Genomic DNA, 18,149 nt, shown 5'->3' on the forward strand with positions numbered 1-18,149 from the left:
GTGAAGTCGGCCGCGCGAGAATGGCTTGTGCGGCCTTCGTCTGAGGGAGAGCCAAATGGATTTCAGTGGTTTCGATATTGCGGTTGGTGCACTTGCCCTTCTGGTATTGGTGCTGCTGATCAAAGGCATCAGGACAATCCCGCAAGGCTACAACTATACGGTGGAGCGCTTTGGCCGTTACACCAAGACACTGAGCCCGGGTCTCAATTTCATTTACCCGTTCATCGACCGCATCGGCGCCAAGATGAACATGATGGAGCAGGTGCTCGACGTTCCAAGCCAGGAAATCATCACCCGCGACAACGCCATCGTCGGTGTCGACGGCATCGCCTTTTTCCAGATCCTCAACGCCGCTCAGGCCGCCTACCAGGTTTCCGGCCTGCAGAACGCCATCCTCAATTTGACGATGACCAACATCCGTACCGTCATGGGTTCGATGGATCTCGATGAACTCCTGTCGAACCGCGACGCCATCAACGAGCGCCTGCTGCGCGTCGTCGATGAAGCGGCCCACCCGTGGGGCATCAAGATCACCCGCGTCGAGATCAAGGACATCAACCCGCCGGCTAACCTCATCGAATCGATGGGCCGGCAGATGACCGCGGAACGCAACAAGCGCGCCCAGATCCTTGCCGCCGAAGGCCTCAAGCAGTCGCAGATCCTCGAGGCCGAAGGCCGCAAGGAAGCCGCCTTCCGCGATGCCGAGGCGCGCGAACGTTCGGCCGAGGCGGAGGCCCGCGCCACCCAGGTGGTGTCGGAAGCGATCTCCAAAGGCGATGTGCAGGCGCTGAACTACTTCGTCGCCCAGAAATACACCGAAGCGTTGGGCAAGATCGGCACCGCGACCAACAGCAAGATCGTGCTGATGCCCTTCGAGGCATCGTCGCTGATCGGTTCGCTCGGCGGCATTGGCGAGATCGCCAAGGAAGTCTTCCGCAGCGAAGGCACGACCGGCTCGCAGAGGCAGGCCGCGCGCCCGCCGGTCGTTCGCCCAACCGACAACTGAGGTCGAAACCAATGATCGACCGCATCGTTTCCGAACTCGGCCCGTGGAACTGGATGGTTCTCGGTTTCGTCCTGCTGGTGATGGAAATCATCGCGCCGGGTATCTTCATGCTGTGGATCGGCATCGCCGCGCTGATCATCGGCGCTGTGTCGCTGCTGATCTGGGACACCGGCTTCTGGACATGGCAGGTCCAGGTCCTCGCCTTCCTGGCGCTGTCGCTGGTCTCGGCCTATGTCGGCAAGAAGCTGGTCGGCAGCCGCAACGACCCGACCGATCAGCCGCTGCTCAACCGGCGCGGCGCGCAAATGGTCGGCAGGATGGCGACACTTGCCGAACCGATCCGTGACGGGCGCGGCCGCATCAAGCTGGGCGACACACTGTGGCGTGTCTCCGGCCCTGACCTGCCGGCCGGCACGCAAGTGCGCGTGACGGGTGCGGCCGATACGGATCTGGAACTGACCGTCGAAGCGGTCTGAACGTTCAGGCCGCGCCGATACGCAGCAGATCGTGCAGGTGGATGAGGCCGACTGGTTTCCGGCCCTCCACCACCATCAGGCTGGTGATGGCTGAATTGTTGATCGTCTGCAGCGCCGTTGCCACCAGCGTGTCCGGCGTCGCGGTCTTCGGACCTCTTGTCATCACCTGATCCACCGTCATCGCCAGCAGATTGCTGCCGATGTGACGGCGGATGTCCCCATCGGTGATGATGCCGACCAGCGCACCGTCGACATCGGTGATCGCGACGCAGCCAAACCCTTTGCGCGACAGTTCCAGGATCGCGTCCTGCATGCCGGTGCCCGCAACCACCAGCGGCAGCCTGTCGCCGACATGCATGATCTCGCGGATCTGCGTCAGGTTGGCGCCGAGCTGGCCGCCCGGGTGAAAGGTGCGGAAATGGTCCGGCGTGAAGCCGCGTGCTTCGAGCAGCGCGATCGCCAGCGCGTCGCCCATCACCAGTTGCAGCAGCGTCGATGTCGTTGGCGCCAGGCCATGCGGACAGGCCTCCGGAGCGCGCGGCAAAAGCAGCACCACGTCCGCCGCCCGCGCCAGCGCCGATGTCTCTCCGGCGGTGATGGCGATCAGCGGAATGGAAAAGCGCCTGGAATAGGCGACGATGCCCATCAGTTCCTTGCTTTCGCCCGACCACGACATGGCGATGATGGCGTCGTCCCTGGCGATCATGCCGAGATCGCCGTGGTTGGCTTCGGCGGGATGGACAAAGAAAGCCGGCGTGCCGGTCGAGGCCAGCGTCGCGGCGATCTTCGAACCGATATGGCCGCTTTTGCCGACGCCGGTGACGATGAGCCGGCCTTCAATCCCCGAGATCATCTCGACCGCCTGGGCGAAAGGCGCGGCCAGCCCATTCTCCAGCGCCTCGGCGAGGGCTGCGACACCAGCCTGTTCTGTCGCCACCGTCCTCAGCGCCGAAGCGATCGAGGCTTGCCTGTCCAAAGGCTTCTTATCCAGGGATCCCGCATGCATGGCTGATGCGATTAGCGCTTTGCCGGCGCGCTGTCCAACGGAAATGGCCCAGGCATATCGCCCGAACGTGTGCGGTGGTTTAGACGACGGCAGGCGAGAAAACGCACGCAGTATGAATCCCTTTGGAAATCAGCGCTTCAGGCAGCTGACGGGCCGCTGCCTCAACCCTCCGTTAACCATCCCCATTTACGGTTCGGTAAGTATGGCGCGCGTGCGCCGCGCAAGCAGTGGTGGCGATGTCCGGGGTCCAGCCAGAAAATTCGACGCGACGTGGGGGCAAGGCGGTCTGCGCCTTGCTGCTGGCAACCAGCATGTTTGCCTTGCTGCGCCCAACGGCGCTCCATGCCCAGGAAACCGAACTGCGCGGCGAAGTTTCGGAATCGGCGATCCTGTCCGACCAGCAGCGCAAGGCGAGACAGCTGGCCTTGGCAGCGCAGGGTCAACAGCCGGCCAACGCCGCGCAGGACAATGCGCCGGCCCGCACCTATCGGCCGGCCAGCGCCGGTGCCGTGCCTGACGACGCCGACACTGGCGACGCCACCGCGACCGGCAGCCTCTTTGACCCGCCGGCAGCCACTGACGACACGTCCGCCGACACGGCGGCGCCGCCCAAGCCTCGCCGCCGCTCATCGAGCGCCAGGCAGAATGCGGCTGACCAGGCCAAGGACAGGGCTGCCGACAAGTCGAAAAAGAAGAAGAAATCGACGGCCGACACCTCCGACATCACCGCTTCCACGACCGCCTCCACGCCGGACGCCACCGATGCTGCAGAGACCGATGCGGACACGGCCAACCGCCGCGCACTCACCATCGACAGCGCCGACAGGCAGAAGCTCGACCCAGGAGCGGAGCGTACGGACGCCATCGAAGGCCAGAAGAAGAAGCTGGAGGATGATCCGTTTGCCGCCACCGGCGTCAAATGGGGCTCCTTCGTCATCCGGCCGACGATCGAACAGGGCCTGACCGCCACCTCGAACGGCGATTCGAGCAGTGCAGGCAAGTCGGCGCTGCTGTCCGAGACCGCGCTGCGCTTTTCCGCCGCCTCCGACTGGCGCGAGAACTCCGCTACGATCGACGGCTATGGCCTTTTTCGTGAGACCGTCTCGGGTTACCCGGTTCACGACGAGCAAGGCCGCATCGAAGGCCAGCTCAATGTCGATCTCGACAATGAACTGCGCGCCATCGCCAAGCTCGGCTACGAGGCCGTGCCGGAATCGGCATCATCGCCTGATGCCATTGCCGGCGTCAGCAAGCAGCCGCTGCGGCAGACCATCGATGGCAGCCTGGCCGTCGAAAAGCATCTCGGCAAGATGCAGTACACGTTGACCGGCGCGGTCTCGCACGACTTCTACGGCGACGCCAAGCTCTCGGACGGCACCTCGCTATCGCAGAAGGATCAGGACTCGACGCTCTACACGGCGACGTTGCGCACCGGCTACGAGATCTCCCCTGCCCTGACCCCCTTCACCGAAATCGAGGTCGGCCGCCGGACCTATGATCAACGCATCGACAATGAAGGCTTCGAGCGCTCGTCGACGCGACTCGGCGCCCGCGCCGGCCTTGCACTCGACATGGGTGAGAAGCTGTCGGGCGAATTCTCGGCCGGCTGGCTCAGGGAAGCGATCGACGACAAAAACCTTGATGCGATCTCGGGTGCCACCGTCAACGCCGACCTCAAATGGTCACCCGAGCGCGGCACCATAATCGGCCTGACCGGGCGGACCACCGTCGAGCCCACGACCACATCGGGCGAGAGCGGCGACATCCTCTATTCCGGTCGCCTGACAGGCGAACGCCAGATTCGCGCCAACCTCACCGCCAACGCGGCTCTGGGTCTCGACTGGCGTGATTACATCGGCATCGACGGCCATGACAGGGTGTTGAGCGCCGAGGCCGGCCTGACCTGGTGGCTGAACCGCTACGCCGGCCTGACCACAAGAGTGAGGAGCGAGAAACTGACCAGCAACCTGCCGGGCCGGGACTACACCGCCAACAGCATCTTCCTCGGCGTCAAGGTGCAGCGCTGAACGGCCGCACCAACGACATCCGGCCGCTCGCTAGGATGTTTTAAAACGCAGCGCCACGGCGCTCTGACGGCTTCAGCTCGTCGAGAAGCGTGCGGATGACGCCCGCCATGTTCTCGTTCATGTCGCTGCGCCACAGCGCGAAGGCGACATTGGCCTCGACAAAACCCTCCGGCGATCCGCAGTCGAACGTGCGGCCTCGATAGTGGTAGCCGTAGAAAGGCTGCTGCTTTTCCAGCTTCAGCATGGCGTCGGTGAGCTGGATCTCGTTGCCGGCGCCTTTTTCCTGACCTTCTAGGATCTTGAAGATCTCCGGCTGCAGGATGTAGCGGCCGTTGATGTAGAGGTTGGACGGCGCGGTGCCGGCCTTCGGCTTTTCCACCATCTCGGTGATACGGAAGCCGTGATGCGTGTCCTCGCCGCGGCCGACGATGCCGTATTTGTGGGTTTCGGCGGGATCGCATTCCTGCACCGCGATGATGTTGTTGCCCGTCTCCTCGTAGAGCTCGACCATTGCCTTCGTGCAGCTCTTCTCCGACTGCATGATCATGTCGGGCAACAAAAGCGCGAAGGGCTCGTCGCCGACGAGCTCGCGGGCGCACCAGACGGCGTGGCCAAGTCCCATCGGCACCTGCTGGCGTGTGAAACTGGTCTGCCCCGGCGCCGGCTGCAGCCGCTGCAGGCGGGCGAGCTGGTCGTCCTTGCCGCGCTGGGCCAGCGTGTCATAGAGTTCGAACTGGATGTCGAAATGGTCCTCGATGACGGCCTTGTTGCGACCGGTGACGAAGATGAAATGCTCGATGCCGGCCTCGCGCGCCTCATCCACCACATACTGGATCACCGGCCGGTCGACGACGGTCAGCATTTCCTTGGGGACAGCCTTGGTGGCCGGAAGAAACCGTGTGCCGAGACCGGCGACCGGGAAGACTGCCTTGCGAACTCTCTTCATGCTTTCAATTATCCGTTTGAGGGCCAGCTCCGCAATCCCCGTTTCAAGACATTTTCACGCCGGAATTGGGGATTACTGGGAAACTGAGGGGAACGTCCACCGGTAAAGCTTCGAAGCGTCTTTTCGTTCCCGGTGGCACCTATGGTAAACTAATTCCTAACCTGGTTCGGCGATGAATGGTCTTTCCTGAGACAGAGAAGGAGGAAAAGATGTCCGTTCGCAATGCCGCAAAAATTTTTACCAGCGTCATGGCGGCAGCCAGCCTATCGCTCGCTCTGCTGATGCCTGGCCCCGCTTTCGCCGATGCCGGTTTCCGGCAATGGGTCGCCGGCTTCCGCGCCACCGCCGTGCAGAGCGGCGTTTCCGGCGCCCTCTACGACCAGGCCTTCAGGAACATCAGGGATATCGATCCCGTGGTGCTGGAAAAGGCGCGCACGCAGCCTGAATTCACGGCCCCTGCCTGGGACTATTTCGACAACCGCGTCCATGATCAGTCCGTCGCCGTCGGCCAGCAGATGGCCAGGAAATGGAAGCCGTGGCTGGATCGGATCGAGGCCAGGTTCGGCGTCGACCGTTACATCCTGCTGGCCATCTGGTCGATGGAATCGAATTATGGCGAGATCCTCAAGCGCGACGACATCATGCGCAACGTCGTGCGCTCGCTGGCGACCTTGGCCTACGCCGATCCGAAGCGGGCGAAATTCGCCCGCACACAGCTGATCGCCGCGCTGAAGATCCTGCAGACCGGCGACATCGACGAAAGCCATCTGAGCGGATCCTGGGCCGGCGCCATGGGCCACACCCAGTTCATCCCGACCAGCTATCTGCATTATGCCGTGGACATGGACGGCAATGGCAAGCGAGACATCTGGAATTCGATCCCCGATGCGCTGGCGACATCAGCCAATTTGTTGAAGAAGAATGGCTGGCAGGCCGGCAAGACCTGGGGCTATGAGGTCGCCTTGCCAGCCGGAAAACTTCCCGGCGGTTCCAAGACGCTGTCGCAGTGGCAGGCGCTCGGCGTCGCCAGGGCCAACGGCAAGCCGTTCAAGAACGGCTCCGACAAGGCGACGCTGAAGGTGCCGGACGGCCGCAGCGGGCCGGCCTTCCTGATGATCAAGAATTTCACGGTCATCAAGGCCTACAACAACGCCGACAAATATGCGCTGGCCGTCGGCCTTCTTGCCGACGAAATCGCCGGCTCGAGCGGTCTGGTGCAGGACTGGAAGCGGCCTTTCACCAAGCTTACTTTCGAGGAAAGACAGGAGCTGCAGAAGCGGCTTTCCCAGCATGGCCTTTACGACGGCAAGTTCGACGGCAAGATCGGCGACGGCTCGAAGACTGCCATCATGGCCTTCCAGGCCAAGGCCGGCTTGACCCAGGACGGCTATCCGAGCATGGAAGTGCTGAAGTGGCTCCGGCAGAAATAGAGCCGCCTGCGGTGCCGCGCGGCCTTCCAGGCGCGCAAAGGACACTGTAGCAATCTGGTTGGCGCGGCATTTGCCGAGAAACCGATGCGGTTTTTCGGCAGGACTGCGCCAAGGGACGGAGGAAACGATTGGCTTCGGCTGCGCGCATCGCAGGGCTTGTTCGTCGCATGCCGGTGCTCGTCCTGGCCGTGGTCGTGCTTGCCGTCGGCGTGGCTGGCGCCTTTCATGCGCCGGCCATGGCGCAGGAGCAGCAAAACCGCGGCTGGTCGTTGCGCGACCTTTTGTTTCCGCGCCGCAGCGAGCGCATTGAGCCGCCCCTGGATATCCAGAAGCCGAGGCCCAGGCCCAAGGCGAAAAAACCCCGCGCCCCGCGCCCGCCCGCGGAACCGGAAATCCCGGTGGTCGACAAGGCGCCGGACGCCCGCACCGTCCTGGTGGTCGGCGACTTCATGGCGGCCGGCCTCGCCGAAGGCCTCGACACCGCTTTCGCAGAGAATGCCGGCGTCAGGATCGTCGTTCGCAGCAATGGCTCGTCCGGCTTCGTGCGCGATGATTTCTACAACTGGCCCGAACAGATCAAATCGCTGATCGAGACCGAAAAACCCGCCGCCGTGATCGTCATGCTGGGCTCCAACGACCGCCAGTCGATGAAGGTGGGCGACGTGCGCGAACAGCCACGCTCCGAGAACTGGACCAAGGAATATGAACGCAGAACCGACGCGCTGGGCAAAGCCATCGCCGCGGCCAAGGTCCCCTTCCTTTGGGTCGGCATGCCGGCGTTCCGGGTGCCGAAGATGACCTCGGATATGCTTGCCTTCAACGACATCTACCATCAGGCCGCAGAAAGCCATGGCGGCGAATTCGTCGATATCTGGGACGGCTTTGTCGACGAGAACGGCGCCTTCGTCACCAGCGGCCCCGACATCAACGGCCAGCCGGTGCGGCTGCGCGCCGATGACGGCATCAATATCTCGAAGGCGGGCAAGCGCAAGCTCGCCTTCTACACCGAAAAACCGCTGCTGAAGATCCTCGGCCTGACCGCGCCGGGAAGCATGATTACACCGTCCGCTCCGGCGGGCGCCCCTGTCGAGACGCCGGCGCCGGCCGCGCCCCCCATCGTCATCGACCGCACCGCGCCGATGCTGCTCAGCGATCCGGCACTCGACGGCGGCTCGGAGCTGCTTGGCGCGGCACCGCCGGCAAAGGCCAATCCGGACCTGCCCGGTGAAAAGCTTGTGGTCGAGGGCAAGGCACCGATTGCATCGCCCGGCCGCGCCGACGATTTCTCCTGGCCGCCGAAGGCCGCAGCCGCGACCGACACCACGACCGCGATCAATCGTTAGTGTCGCAGCGCGGCTCCGAGGCCGGGCTCAGCGCGGGAGAACGCTCGACCCCATCAACGCCTCGTCGATCGAACGCGCCGCCTGGCGGCCTTCGCGGATCGCCCAGACGACCAGCGACTGGCCACGACGCACGTCGCCGGCCGCATAGAGCCTGTCGACGCTGGTCTTGTAGTCGCGGTCATTGGCCTCGACATTGCGCGAGCGGCGGCTGTCGGTGGAGATCTTCATCTCACCCTCCAATTCCTTCGCCACACCGGCCGCGGCCGGCCCGGCAAAGCCGATGGCGATGAAAGCGAGATCGGCACGAATGACGAATTCGGTACCGGCGATCGGCTTGCGCTTGTCGTCGACCTCGCAGCACTTGACGCCGGTCAGCTGGCCTTCCTCGCCGATGAATTCGAGCGTCGCCACCTGGAATTCGCGCTCGGCGCCTTCGGCCTGCGAGGACGAGGTGCGCATCTTCGTCGCCCAGTAGGGCCAGACCGAAAGCTTGTCTTCCTTCTCCGGCGGCTGTGGGCGGATGTCGAGCTGTGTGACGCGCACCGCGCCCTGGCGGAAGGCCGTGCCGACGCAGTCGGACGCGGTATCGCCGCCGCCGACGACGACGACATGCTGGCCGCCGGCGATGATGGGATGCGACGGCCACGCCACCGACTGGATCGGTTCGCCGCCGACCCGCCTGTTCTGCTGCACCAGATAGGGCATCGCGTCATGCACGCCGCCGAGATCGTCGCCGGGAATACCGGCCGCGCGCGGCGTTTCGGAACCGCCGCAATAGAGCACGGCATCATGTTCGGCGAGCAGTTCGGCGACCGGCTTGTCGACCCCGACATTGACGCCGCAATGGAAGGTCACGCCCTCGCCCTGCATCTGCTCGATGCGCCGGTCGATATAGTGCTTCTCGATCTTGAAGTCGGGAATACCGTAGCGCATCAGCCCGCCGGGCCGGCTTTCGCGCTCGTAGACATGGACGTCGTGACCGGCGCGGCCAAGCTGCTGGGCAGCCGCCATGCCGGCCGGGCCGGAGCCGATGACGGCGACCCGCTTGCCGGTCTTCTTCTCCGGCGGATAGGGCCTGATATGGCCGGTTTCATAGGCCTTGTCGGCGATCGCCTGCTCGACCGTCTTGATGGCGACGGGAATGTCCTCGAGGTTCAGCGTGCAGGCTTCCTCGCAAGGCGCCGGGCAGATGCGGCCGGTGAACTCCGGGAAATTGTTGGTCGAATGCAGGTTGCGGATCGCGTTGTCCCAGTCGCCATTGTAGACGAGGTCGTTCCAGTCTGGAATCTGGTTGTGGATCGGGCAGCCGGTCGGCCCGTGGCAGAACGGAATGCCGCAATCCATGCAGCGCGCGGCCTGTTTCTCGACCTCCTTGTCAGACATCGGCAGCGTGAACTCGCGGAAATGCCGGATGCGGTCGGAGGCCGGCTGGTACTTGTGCACCTGCCGGTCGATTTCGAGAAAGCCTGTTACCTTGCCCATAGTCCAGTTCCTGCTGTCCAGATGGTGCGGTTTTCGCCGCACCCGTTAACCCCTTGAGGCAGCCATGGCAACCTTGCGCCGGAGGTCAAACTGTCGATGAAGATGGGCCGGGAAGCCTGGGCTCCCCGGCCATTGCAAAGCCTATTCCGCCGCAACGCCCATGCGCATGCGTTCCATCTCGATCAGGGCGCGGCGGTATTCGACCGGCATGATCTTGCGGAACTTCGGCCGGAACGTCGCCCAGTCGTCGAGAATCTCGCGACCACGTACCGACCCGGTGTAATGCACATGGTTCGAGATCAGCTGGTAGAGCCGCTCCTCGTCATGGCTGGTCATGTCGCCGGAGACGTCGACGCGGCCCTTGTGGTCGAGGTCGCCGCCATGGTGCAGCAGCCTTTCCATCAGATCGTCTTCTTCCGGAACCGGCTCCAGCTCGACCATCGCCATGTTGCAGCGCTCGGCGAAATCGCCCGCCTCGTCGAGCACGTAGGCGACGCCGCCAGACATGCCGGCGGCGAAGTTGCGGCCGGTCTTGCCGATGACGACGACGATGCCGCCAGTCATGTACTCGCAGCCATGATCGCCCACGCCTTCGACGACGGCGGCGACGCCCGAATTGCGCACGGCGAAACGCTCGCCGGCGACGCCGGCGAAATAGGCTTCGCCCTCGGTTGCGCCATAGAGCACCGTGTTGCCGACGATGATGGATTCAGCCGCGACGATCTTGGCCTCTTCCGGCGGCCGAATGACGATGCGGCCGCCCGACAGGCCCTTGCCGACATAGTCGTTGCCGGCGCCGACAAGCTCGAATGAGATGCCGCGCGCCAGGAAGGCGCCAAAGGACTGGCCGGCAGTGCCGGTCAGCTTCACCTGGATCGTATCCTCGCGCAGGCCCTTGTGCTTGAAGCGCTTGGCCACTTCGCCCGACAGCATGGCGCCCGCGGAGCGGTCGACATTGCGGATATCGACCTCGATCTTGACCGGCAGCTTGCTCTCGAGCGCCGGCTTGGCCAGTTCGATCAGCTTGCGGTCGAGCACGTCGTCGATCGGGTGCTTCTGCCGCTCGGTCCAGTGCACCGCTTCATGCGGCGCATCCGGCTTGAAGAACATCTTCGAGAAATCGAGCCCGCGCGCCTTCCAGTGCACGATCAGGTCGCGCTTTTCCAGAAGATCGGTGTCGCCGATGATCTGGTCGAGATGGGTGTAGCCCATCTCGGCGAGCAGCTCCCTCACCTCTTCCGCGACGTAGAAGAAGAAGTTGATGACATGCTCGGGCGTGCCCTTGAAGCGCTTGCGCAGCACCGGATCCTGCGTCGCGACGCCGACCGGACAGGTGTTGAGATGGCATTTGCGCATCATGATGCAGCCGGCCGCGATCAGCGGTGCGGTCGAGAAGCCGAACTCGTCGGCGCCGAGCAGCGCGCCGATGATGACGTCGCGCCCTGTGCGCAAGCCACCATCGACCTGCAGCGCAACGCGCGACCGCAAGCCGTTCAGCACCAGCGTCTGGTGTGTCTCGGCAAGGCCCATTTCCCACGGGCTGCCGGCATGCTTGAGCGACGTCAGCGGCGAGGCACCGGTGCCGCCGTCATAGCCAGAGATGGTGATGTGGTCGGCGCGTGCCTTGGCGACGCCCGCCGCAACCGTGCCGACGCCGACTTCCGACACCAGCTTGACCGACACGTCGGCTGCCGGATTGACGTTCTTCAGGTCGTAGATCAGCTGTGCCAGATCCTCGATCGAATAGATGTCGTGATGCGGCGGCGGCGAGATCAGGCCGACGCCCGGCGTCGAATGCCGGACCTTGGCGATGGTGGCGTCGACCTTGTGGCCGGGCAGCTGACCGCCCTCGCCGGGCTTGGCACCCTGCGCCACCTTGATCTGCATCATGTCGGAGTTGACGAGGTATTCGGCCGTGACGCCGAAACGTCCCGAGGCGATCTGCTTGATCGCCGAGCGTTCCGGGTTCTTGCCGCCGCCCGGCAGCGGCAGATAGCGGTCGGCCTCTTCGCCGCCCTCGCCGGTGTTCGACTTGCCGCCGATCTGGTTCATCGCGCGCGCCAGCGTCGTGTGCGCTTCGCGCGAGATCGAGCCGAACGACATCGCCCCGGTCGAGAACCGCTTGACGATGTCGGCCGCCGGCATGACGTCGTCGAGCGCCACCTTCTTGCGGCCGGTTTCCCCGGCCAGCTTGAGCTTGAACAGGCCGCGAATGGTCTGGGCGCGGGCCGTCTCGCTGTCGATCTGGGCGGAATAGTCCTTGAAGGTTTCCCACGATCCCTGGCGCACGGCGTGCTGCAAGGTGGCGACAGCATCGGGCGACCAGATATGCGCCTCGCCGCGCATGCGGAACATGTATTCGCCGCCGACCTCGAGGCTGTTGCGCAGCACGGGGTCGTTGCCGAAACCGTCATTGTGGCGGCTGAGCGTCTCGGCCGCGATCTCGTCCAGGCCGACGCCTTCGATCAGCGTCGCGGTGCCGGTGAAGTATTGCTGCACGAAATCGGTCTTCAGGCCGATGGCGTCGAAAATCTGCGCGCCGCAATAGGACTGGTAGGTCGAGATGCCCATCTTGGACATCACCTTGAGGATGCCCTTGCCGATCGACTTGATGTAGCGCGAGACGACTTCGTAGGCGTCCACTTCCTTCGGCAGTTCGCCGCGCTTGTGCATGTCGAGCAGCGTGTCGAAGGCGAGGTAGGGATTGATCGCCTCGGCGCCATAGCCGGCGAGGCAGCAGAAATGATGCACTTCGCGCGGCTCGCCGGATTCGACGACGAGGCCGACCGAGGTGCGCAGCCCCTTGCGGATCAGGTGATGATGGACCGCCGCCGTCGCCAGCAGCGCCGGGATGGCGATGCGGTCGGGCCCGACCTGGCGGTCGGACAGGATGATGATGTTGTAGCCGCCGGCAACCGCCGCCTCCGCCCGCTCGCACAACCGATCGATGGCGCCCTGCATGCCCGCGGCGCCTTCGGCGGAGCCATAGGTGATGTCGATCGTCTTGGTGTCGAAACGGTCCTCGGTGTGGCCGATGGAGCGGATCTTCTCGAGATCGCCATTGGTCAGGATCGGCTGGCGCACTTCGAGCCGCTTGCGGCGCGAATTGCCGACAAGGTCGAAGATGTTGGGCCGCGGCCCGATGAAGGACACCAGGCTCATCACCAGCTCCTCGCGGATCGGGTCGATCGGCGGGTTGGTGACCTGGGCGAAGTTCTGCTTGAAATAGGTGTAGAGCAGCTTCGACTTGTCCGACATCGCCGAGATCGGCGTGTCGGTGCCCATCGAGCCCACCGCTTCCTGGCCTGTCGTCGCCATAGGCGACATCAACAGCTTGGTGTCCTCCTGGCTGTAGCCGAATGCCTGCTGACGATCGAGCAGGCTGACATCCTTGCGCAACGCGCGCGGTTCGACCGGCTTCAGATCTTCGAGGATCAGCTGCGTGTTGGCGAGCCAGGTCTTGTAGGGATGCTTGGTCGCGATCTCCGACTTGAGCTCCTCGTCGGAGACGATGCGCCCCTTCTCCAGGTCGATCAGCAGCATGCGGCCAGGCTGCAGCCGCCACTTCTTGACGATCTTCTCCTCCGGCACAGGCAGCACGCCGGCTTCCGAGGCCATGATGACGCGGTCATCGTCGGTGACGATGTAGCGTGCCGGGCGCAAGCCATTGCGGTCGAGCGTGGCGCCGATCTGGCGGCCATCGGTGAAGACCACCGCCGCCGGTCCGTCCCACGGCTCCATCAATGCCGCATGGTATTCGTAGAAGGCCTTGCGATCGGCATCCATGAGCTTGTTGCCGGCCCAGGCTTCCGGAATCAGCATCATCATGGCATGGCTGAGCCTGTACCCGCCCTGGAACAGGAACTCGAGCGCATTGTCGAAGCAGGCGGTGTCGGATTGGCCGTCATAGGAAATCGGCCACAGCTTCGAGATGTTGTTGCCGAACAGTTCGGAATCGACCGACGCCTGGCGCGCAGCCATCCAGTTGTTGTTGCCGCGCACGGTGTTGATCTCGCCATTGTGGGCGACCATGCGGTAGGGATGCGCCAGCTTCCATGACGGGAACGTGTTGGTCGAGAAGCGCTGGTGGACGAGGATCAGCGCGGTTTCGAAGCGCGGGTCCTTGAGGTCCTTGTAGTAGGCCCCGACCTGATAAGCCAGGAACATGCCCTTGTAGACGATGGTGCGCGCCGACAGCGACACGCAATAGGCGCCGATGTCCTTGTTGTCGTTCTCGGCATAGATGCGGCCCGAGATGACCTTGCGCAGCAGATAGAGCCTGGCCTCGTATTCCTCGTCATCGGTAATGTCTGGCGTGCGGCCGATGAAGATCTGCCGATGGAACGGCTCGGATGCCACGATGTCGGGCGCCTTCGACAGCGACGAATTGTCGACGGGCACGTCACGGAAACCGATGAGCGGAAGTCCCTCGGATTGCGCCGATTCGGCAATGATGTCCTCGATATGGGCGCGAAGGGCCGCGTCCTGCGGCATGAACCAGTGTCCGACGCCGTACTGGCCCGCCGGCGGCAGCTCGATGCCCTGGGCTGCCATCTCGTCACGGAAGAACTGGTCGGGAAGCTGCACCAGCACGCCGGCGCCATCGCCGACCAGCGGATCGGCGCCGACGGCGCCGCGATGCGTCAGGTTTTCGAGCACAGCAAGCCCGTCCTCGACGATCTGATGCGACTTCACGCCCTTCATGTTGACGATGAAACCGACGCCGCAGGCGTCATGCTCGTTGCGTGGATCGTAGAGGCCCTGGGCGGAAAATCCGTTGGCGCTTCGGCCAATATTGGATCGCAAGGTGGTTTTGACGGTTGCCGCTTTCGTCTGCGCGGCCTGGCCGTTCGTCGCAGAGTGCGTCATGTCCGTCATCTCCTGTCCTCCTTCCCAGCCATTCAGGCGCTGGTTTGCCTCGGCAAGCGCTTGGCTCACCCTGATCCTTGTGGCACGTCTTGCGAAATCCTGTCGAACCAGGCGGCTTTCCGCATGGATCGCATCTGGTAATCGTACAGGCCAGAGTCTGGCTGTCCACCTGTCGCTCGCGGCAACAGCCGGAGAGGCCCAAATGATACGCCAATCCAGCTCGTTTTGTGCGACAAAATAAGACAGCACTACTGTCCTAAATTTTTATGGCAGAAATCCCGGACGCACACAAGACCGATTTGCAAAAAACTTGGGGCATTCGCGACAGAAAATGTCGTGAAGCTGAGGAAAAACGTAAGCTTCAGTCGTCGGCCTGGGCTTTGCCCGTTGGCTGGCTTTACTGTTTTTCCGGCGCCTGGCCCTTGCGATCAGCACGCGAAACCGGTCAACTTCAGTCTGATTTCCCCAACCCCCCGTTCTCCCAAGACATAGGCAGATGCATGTTCTTCGCTTCCGACAATTGGGCAGGCGCCCACCCCAACATTGCCGCCGGCCTGTCGGCCAATGCCGGCGGCTTTTCGACCGCCTACGGCGACGGAGCGCTCGACCAGGCAGTCTACCAGCGCTTCAGCGAGATTTTCGAACGCGAGGTCGCGGTGTTCTTCGTCGCCACCGGCACGGCCGCCAACTCGCTGGCGCTGACCGCTTACAACAAGCCGGGCGGCATTTCCTTTGCTCATCGCGAATCGCATGTCATCGAGGACGAATGCGGCGCGCCGGTGTATTTTTCCGGCGGCTCACGCCTGCATGAGATCGATGGCGCGCTGGGCAAGATCGATCCGCACAATCTGGAAAGGACCATCGGCCGTTTCGCACCGGAAATCGTCCATTGGGGACGGCCGATGGCCGTTTCGATCACCCAGTCGACCGAGGTCGGCACTATCTACGGCCTGGATGAGATCGAGACGATCGCGGCGATCGCCAAACGATATTCGGTGCCCTTGCACATGGACGGCGCCCGCTTTGCCAATGCGCTGGTCGCGCTCGACACGTCGCCAGCCGAAATGACCTGGAAACGCGGCGTCGACATCCTGTCCTTCGGCGGCACCAAGAATGGCTGCTGGTGCGCCGAAGCGATCGTGCTGTTCGATCTTGATCGTGCCAGGGAATTGGCGTTCCTGCGCAAGCGCGCCGCCCAGCTGTTTTCGAAATCGCGCTTCGTCGCGGCGCAGTTCGAGGCCTATTTCAAAGACGGATTGTGGCTGGACACCGCCCGCCACGCCAACGCCATGGCCGCACGCCTTGCCGCTGCGATCGAGGATTCGGCCACGGCCAAGCTGGCATGGCTGCCGCAGGCAAACGAGGTTTTCGCAGTGATCAAGAAAGCCGAAGCTGAAAAGCTGCAGGCAGCGGGTGCGGCGTTCTATGATTGGCACAAGCCGCACGGCTTTGACGGCCACATCAGCGAGGACGAGTTGCTGTATCGCTTCGTCACCAGCTTCGCGACGACGGCCGATGAGGTCGACCGTTTTGGCCAGCTGATCGCCTGATACCGAAATCCCCGATAACAAAAAAGCGGCGCCTTTCGGCGCCGCTTCCGTCTCGGGAGGAGACTTGTACTTTAGGCAGCGGTCTTGGCCTCGATCTGCTTGGCCTTGGCCGAAGATGCCGTAATCGCGATCTTGCGCGGCTTCAGCTCCTCGGGGATGTTGCGCTTGAGGTCGACGAACAGCAGGCCGTTCTTCAGCGAAGCACCGACAACTTCGACGTGGTCGGCAAGCTGGAAGCGGCGTTCGAAGGCTCTCGAGGCAATGCCGCGATAGAGCAGTTCAGAGCCTTCGCCGGTGCCCTCGTCCTTGCGCTCACCCTTCACGGTCAGCACGTTGCGATGGGCTTCGATCGAGATTTCCTCGTCAGAGAAGCCGGCAACCGCCATCGAGATCCGGTAGGAATCCTCACCGGTGCGCTCGATGTTGTAGGGCGGGTAGGTCTGCGCGCCATCCGGCTGCGCAAGCGAATCGAGCATCGTGAACAGACGATCGAAGCCGACGGTCGAGCGATAAAGCGGGGAAAAATCAACGTGACGCATGAGGTGTTCTCCTGTTGAGCAACATGGTTTGCGTATGGCCGGTGCGAAACCCTTGAGCGGCGTTTCGGGTGGGCCAGCGGCCCCTACATTGGCGACCGCACGAGACATTTGGGGAGCGCTGGAAAGCATTTCAAGATTTCACCTGGCGGCAAAAGCCACGGCGGCCGGACCCTTGATGAACGGCAGATGAACCGGCACTTCGGCGCGCGTTCAGGCAGCCGGCGCTAAAGTCCATTCCAGGATCAAGGACTGGCGGCGCCGATTGCACAACAGGCACCGCAACGAGGCCGACCGGGTGTAACGTCCCTTCCTCCCGGATCGACAGAGGCCGGAAGCACGCTTTCAAGCGGCTTCCGGCCTTCCCTGTTGCAGCCCAGTCAGTCACCGGGAATTCCTTGGCTTTTGGCGCATGGGCGTCTATCACCTTAGCGGAGCCGGCCAGCGCAGGCGGGCATGCGAGACGCCGAGCACGAAGCGCCGAATGACGGATCTTTTCACCGAAAACTCCCTTTTTCACGAAATCGAGGGCAATCCGCGGCCGGAAAACGCCACCGGCGGCTTCTTCACCACGCGTGACCGCAAGAATATCCGCTACGGCCTGTTCGGCGCGGTCGCTCGCCCGATGAAGGGCACCGTGGTCCTGCTCACCGGCCGCAACGAGTGCATCGAGAAATATTTCGAAACCATCCGCAACCTTGCCGATCGTGGCTTTGGCGTCGCCACGCTCGACTGGCGCGGCCAGGGCGATTCAGACCGGCTGATCCGCGATCGCCAGCGCGGCTACGTCAGCAGCTTCCGCGACTACACCGCCGACCTCGAACAGTTCTTCGAGGAGATCGTGCTGCCCGATTGCCGCGGACCCTACTACATCCTGGCCCATTCGGCAGGCGCATTGATCACCCTGCTGGCCGCGCCGTCGATGGTGAACCGCGTCCGGCGCATGGTGCTGATCGCGCCTTTCCTGACGCTGCCCGACCTGCCGGTCTCGATCTCGACGGTTCGCCGCGTCTGTTCCCTGTTCTGCGCTCTCGGCCTCGGCCGGCTCTATGCCGCCTGGGGTCCGCGGCCGAGGGTAACGGCCCCTTTCGAGACCAACAAGCTGACATCGGACCCGGAACGCTATCGGCGCAACACACGGATCTATGAAGAATACCCGCAACTGGCGCTTGGCGGGCCGACGATCCGTTGGCTGCGGGCAGCCGCGAAAGCTTCGGAAGCCGTCAGCGACCCCGACTTCATGGCCCGGATCCAAGTCCCGCTGCTGATCATCGCCGCCGGCGCCGACCAGGTCGTCTCGACCAGGGCTGTCGAAGCCTACGCCAGGCGTCTGCGGCTCGGTTCATTGCTGATGATAGACGGCTCCCGCCACGAAATCCTGCAGGAAGCAGATCTGTACCGCGAGCAGTTGCTCGCCGCCTTCGACGCTTTCATTCCCGGCAGCGACGACCCCACGGCCTGACGGCCGCCGGTCGCTG

12 protein-coding genes are annotated in these 18,149 nt (G+C 63.5%); 7 read left to right on the forward strand and 5 right to left on the reverse strand.

Going from position 1 to position 18,149, the window contains the following annotated elements:
* Positions 1–55 precede the first annotated feature (55 nt).
* Together P3C39_RS24575 and P3C39_RS24580 are read left to right on the forward strand one after the other, a co-directional pair.
* Entirely contained in the window at positions 56–1,006 is a 951-nt protein-coding gene (locus P3C39_RS24575) for an SPFH domain-containing protein (RefSeq protein WP_013529726.1), read from the forward strand.
* Between the two features lie 11 nt (positions 1,007–1,017).
* Positions 1,018–1,482, forward strand: a complete 465-nt coding sequence (locus P3C39_RS24580; RefSeq protein WP_013529725.1) for an NfeD family protein — start codon at positions 1,018–1,020, stop codon at positions 1,480–1,482.
* Between the two features lie 4 nt (positions 1,483–1,486).
* On the opposite strand, the gene P3C39_RS24585 is transcribed toward P3C39_RS24580, so the two are convergent.
* The gene (locus P3C39_RS24585) at positions 1,487–2,488 is read right to left on the reverse strand and encodes a KpsF/GutQ family sugar-phosphate isomerase (protein ID WP_024502733.1); all 1,002 of its coding nucleotides are present in this window, start codon (positions 2,486–2,488) and stop codon (positions 1,487–1,489) included.
* A 236-nt stretch (positions 2,489–2,724) separates the two neighbouring features.
* On the opposite strand from P3C39_RS24585, the gene P3C39_RS24590 reads away from it, so the two are divergent.
* A complete protein-coding gene (locus P3C39_RS24590) occupies positions 2,725–4,515 on the forward strand; it encodes an outer membrane beta-barrel protein (protein WP_275954473.1) in 1,791 nt (596 codons plus the stop codon).
* Between the two features lie 40 nt (positions 4,516–4,555).
* Here the strand turns inward: P3C39_RS24590 and galU are convergent, their stop codons facing one another.
* Positions 4,556–5,461, reverse strand: a complete 906-nt coding sequence (gene galU, locus P3C39_RS24595) for a UTP--glucose-1-phosphate uridylyltransferase GalU (protein WP_013529722.1) — start codon at positions 5,459–5,461, stop codon at positions 4,556–4,558.
* Positions 5,462–5,670: 209 nt separating this feature from the next.
* Between galU and P3C39_RS24600 the strand changes: the two genes are divergently transcribed.
* Positions 5,671–6,891 (forward strand): lytic murein transglycosylase, encoded by a 1,221-nt coding sequence (locus tag P3C39_RS24600; protein WP_013529721.1) that lies wholly within the window; start codon positions 5,671–5,673, stop codon positions 6,889–6,891.
* A 128-nt stretch (positions 6,892–7,019) separates the two neighbouring features.
* Positions 7,020–8,234, forward strand: a complete 1,215-nt coding sequence (locus P3C39_RS24605) for a DUF459 domain-containing protein (protein ID WP_013529720.1) — start codon at positions 7,020–7,022, stop codon at positions 8,232–8,234.
* Between the two features lie 27 nt (positions 8,235–8,261).
* On the opposite strand, the gene P3C39_RS24610 is transcribed toward P3C39_RS24605, so the two are convergent.
* Both P3C39_RS24610 and gltB read right to left on the reverse strand, forming a co-directional pair.
* Positions 8,262–9,716: a glutamate synthase subunit beta gene (locus P3C39_RS24610; RefSeq protein WP_275954474.1), complete on the reverse strand. Its 1,455-nt coding sequence runs from the start codon at positions 9,714–9,716 to the stop codon at positions 8,262–8,264.
* 141 nt (positions 9,717–9,857) lie between these two features.
* On the reverse strand, positions 9,858–14,594 hold the full coding sequence (gene gltB / locus P3C39_RS24615) for a glutamate synthase large subunit (protein WP_275954475.1): 4,737 nt from the start codon (positions 14,592–14,594) through the stop codon (positions 9,858–9,860).
* 491 nt (positions 14,595–15,085) lie between these two features.
* On the opposite strand from gltB, the gene P3C39_RS24620 reads away from it, so the two are divergent.
* On the forward strand, positions 15,086–16,135 hold the full coding sequence (locus P3C39_RS24620; protein ID WP_013529717.1) for a low specificity L-threonine aldolase: 1,050 nt from the start codon (positions 15,086–15,088) through the stop codon (positions 16,133–16,135).
* A 71-nt stretch (positions 16,136–16,206) separates the two neighbouring features.
* On the opposite strand, the gene P3C39_RS24625 is transcribed toward P3C39_RS24620, so the two are convergent.
* Positions 16,207–16,674, reverse strand: a complete 468-nt coding sequence (locus P3C39_RS24625; RefSeq protein ID WP_013529716.1) for an Hsp20 family protein — start codon at positions 16,672–16,674, stop codon at positions 16,207–16,209.
* A 481-nt stretch (positions 16,675–17,155) separates the two neighbouring features.
* Here P3C39_RS24625 and P3C39_RS24630 point away from each other — a divergent pair, with 481 nt between their 5' ends.
* Positions 17,156–18,133 (forward strand): alpha/beta hydrolase, encoded by a 978-nt coding sequence (locus P3C39_RS24630; protein WP_275954476.1) that lies wholly within the window; start codon positions 17,156–17,158, stop codon positions 18,131–18,133.
* The last annotated feature ends 16 nt before the right edge of the window (positions 18,134–18,149 follow it).

Origin of the sequence: Mesorhizobium sp. XAP4 (assembly GCF_029269325.1) — a bacterium.
Taxonomy (GTDB): Bacteria; Pseudomonadota; Alphaproteobacteria; order Rhizobiales; family Rhizobiaceae; genus Mesorhizobium; species Mesorhizobium ciceri.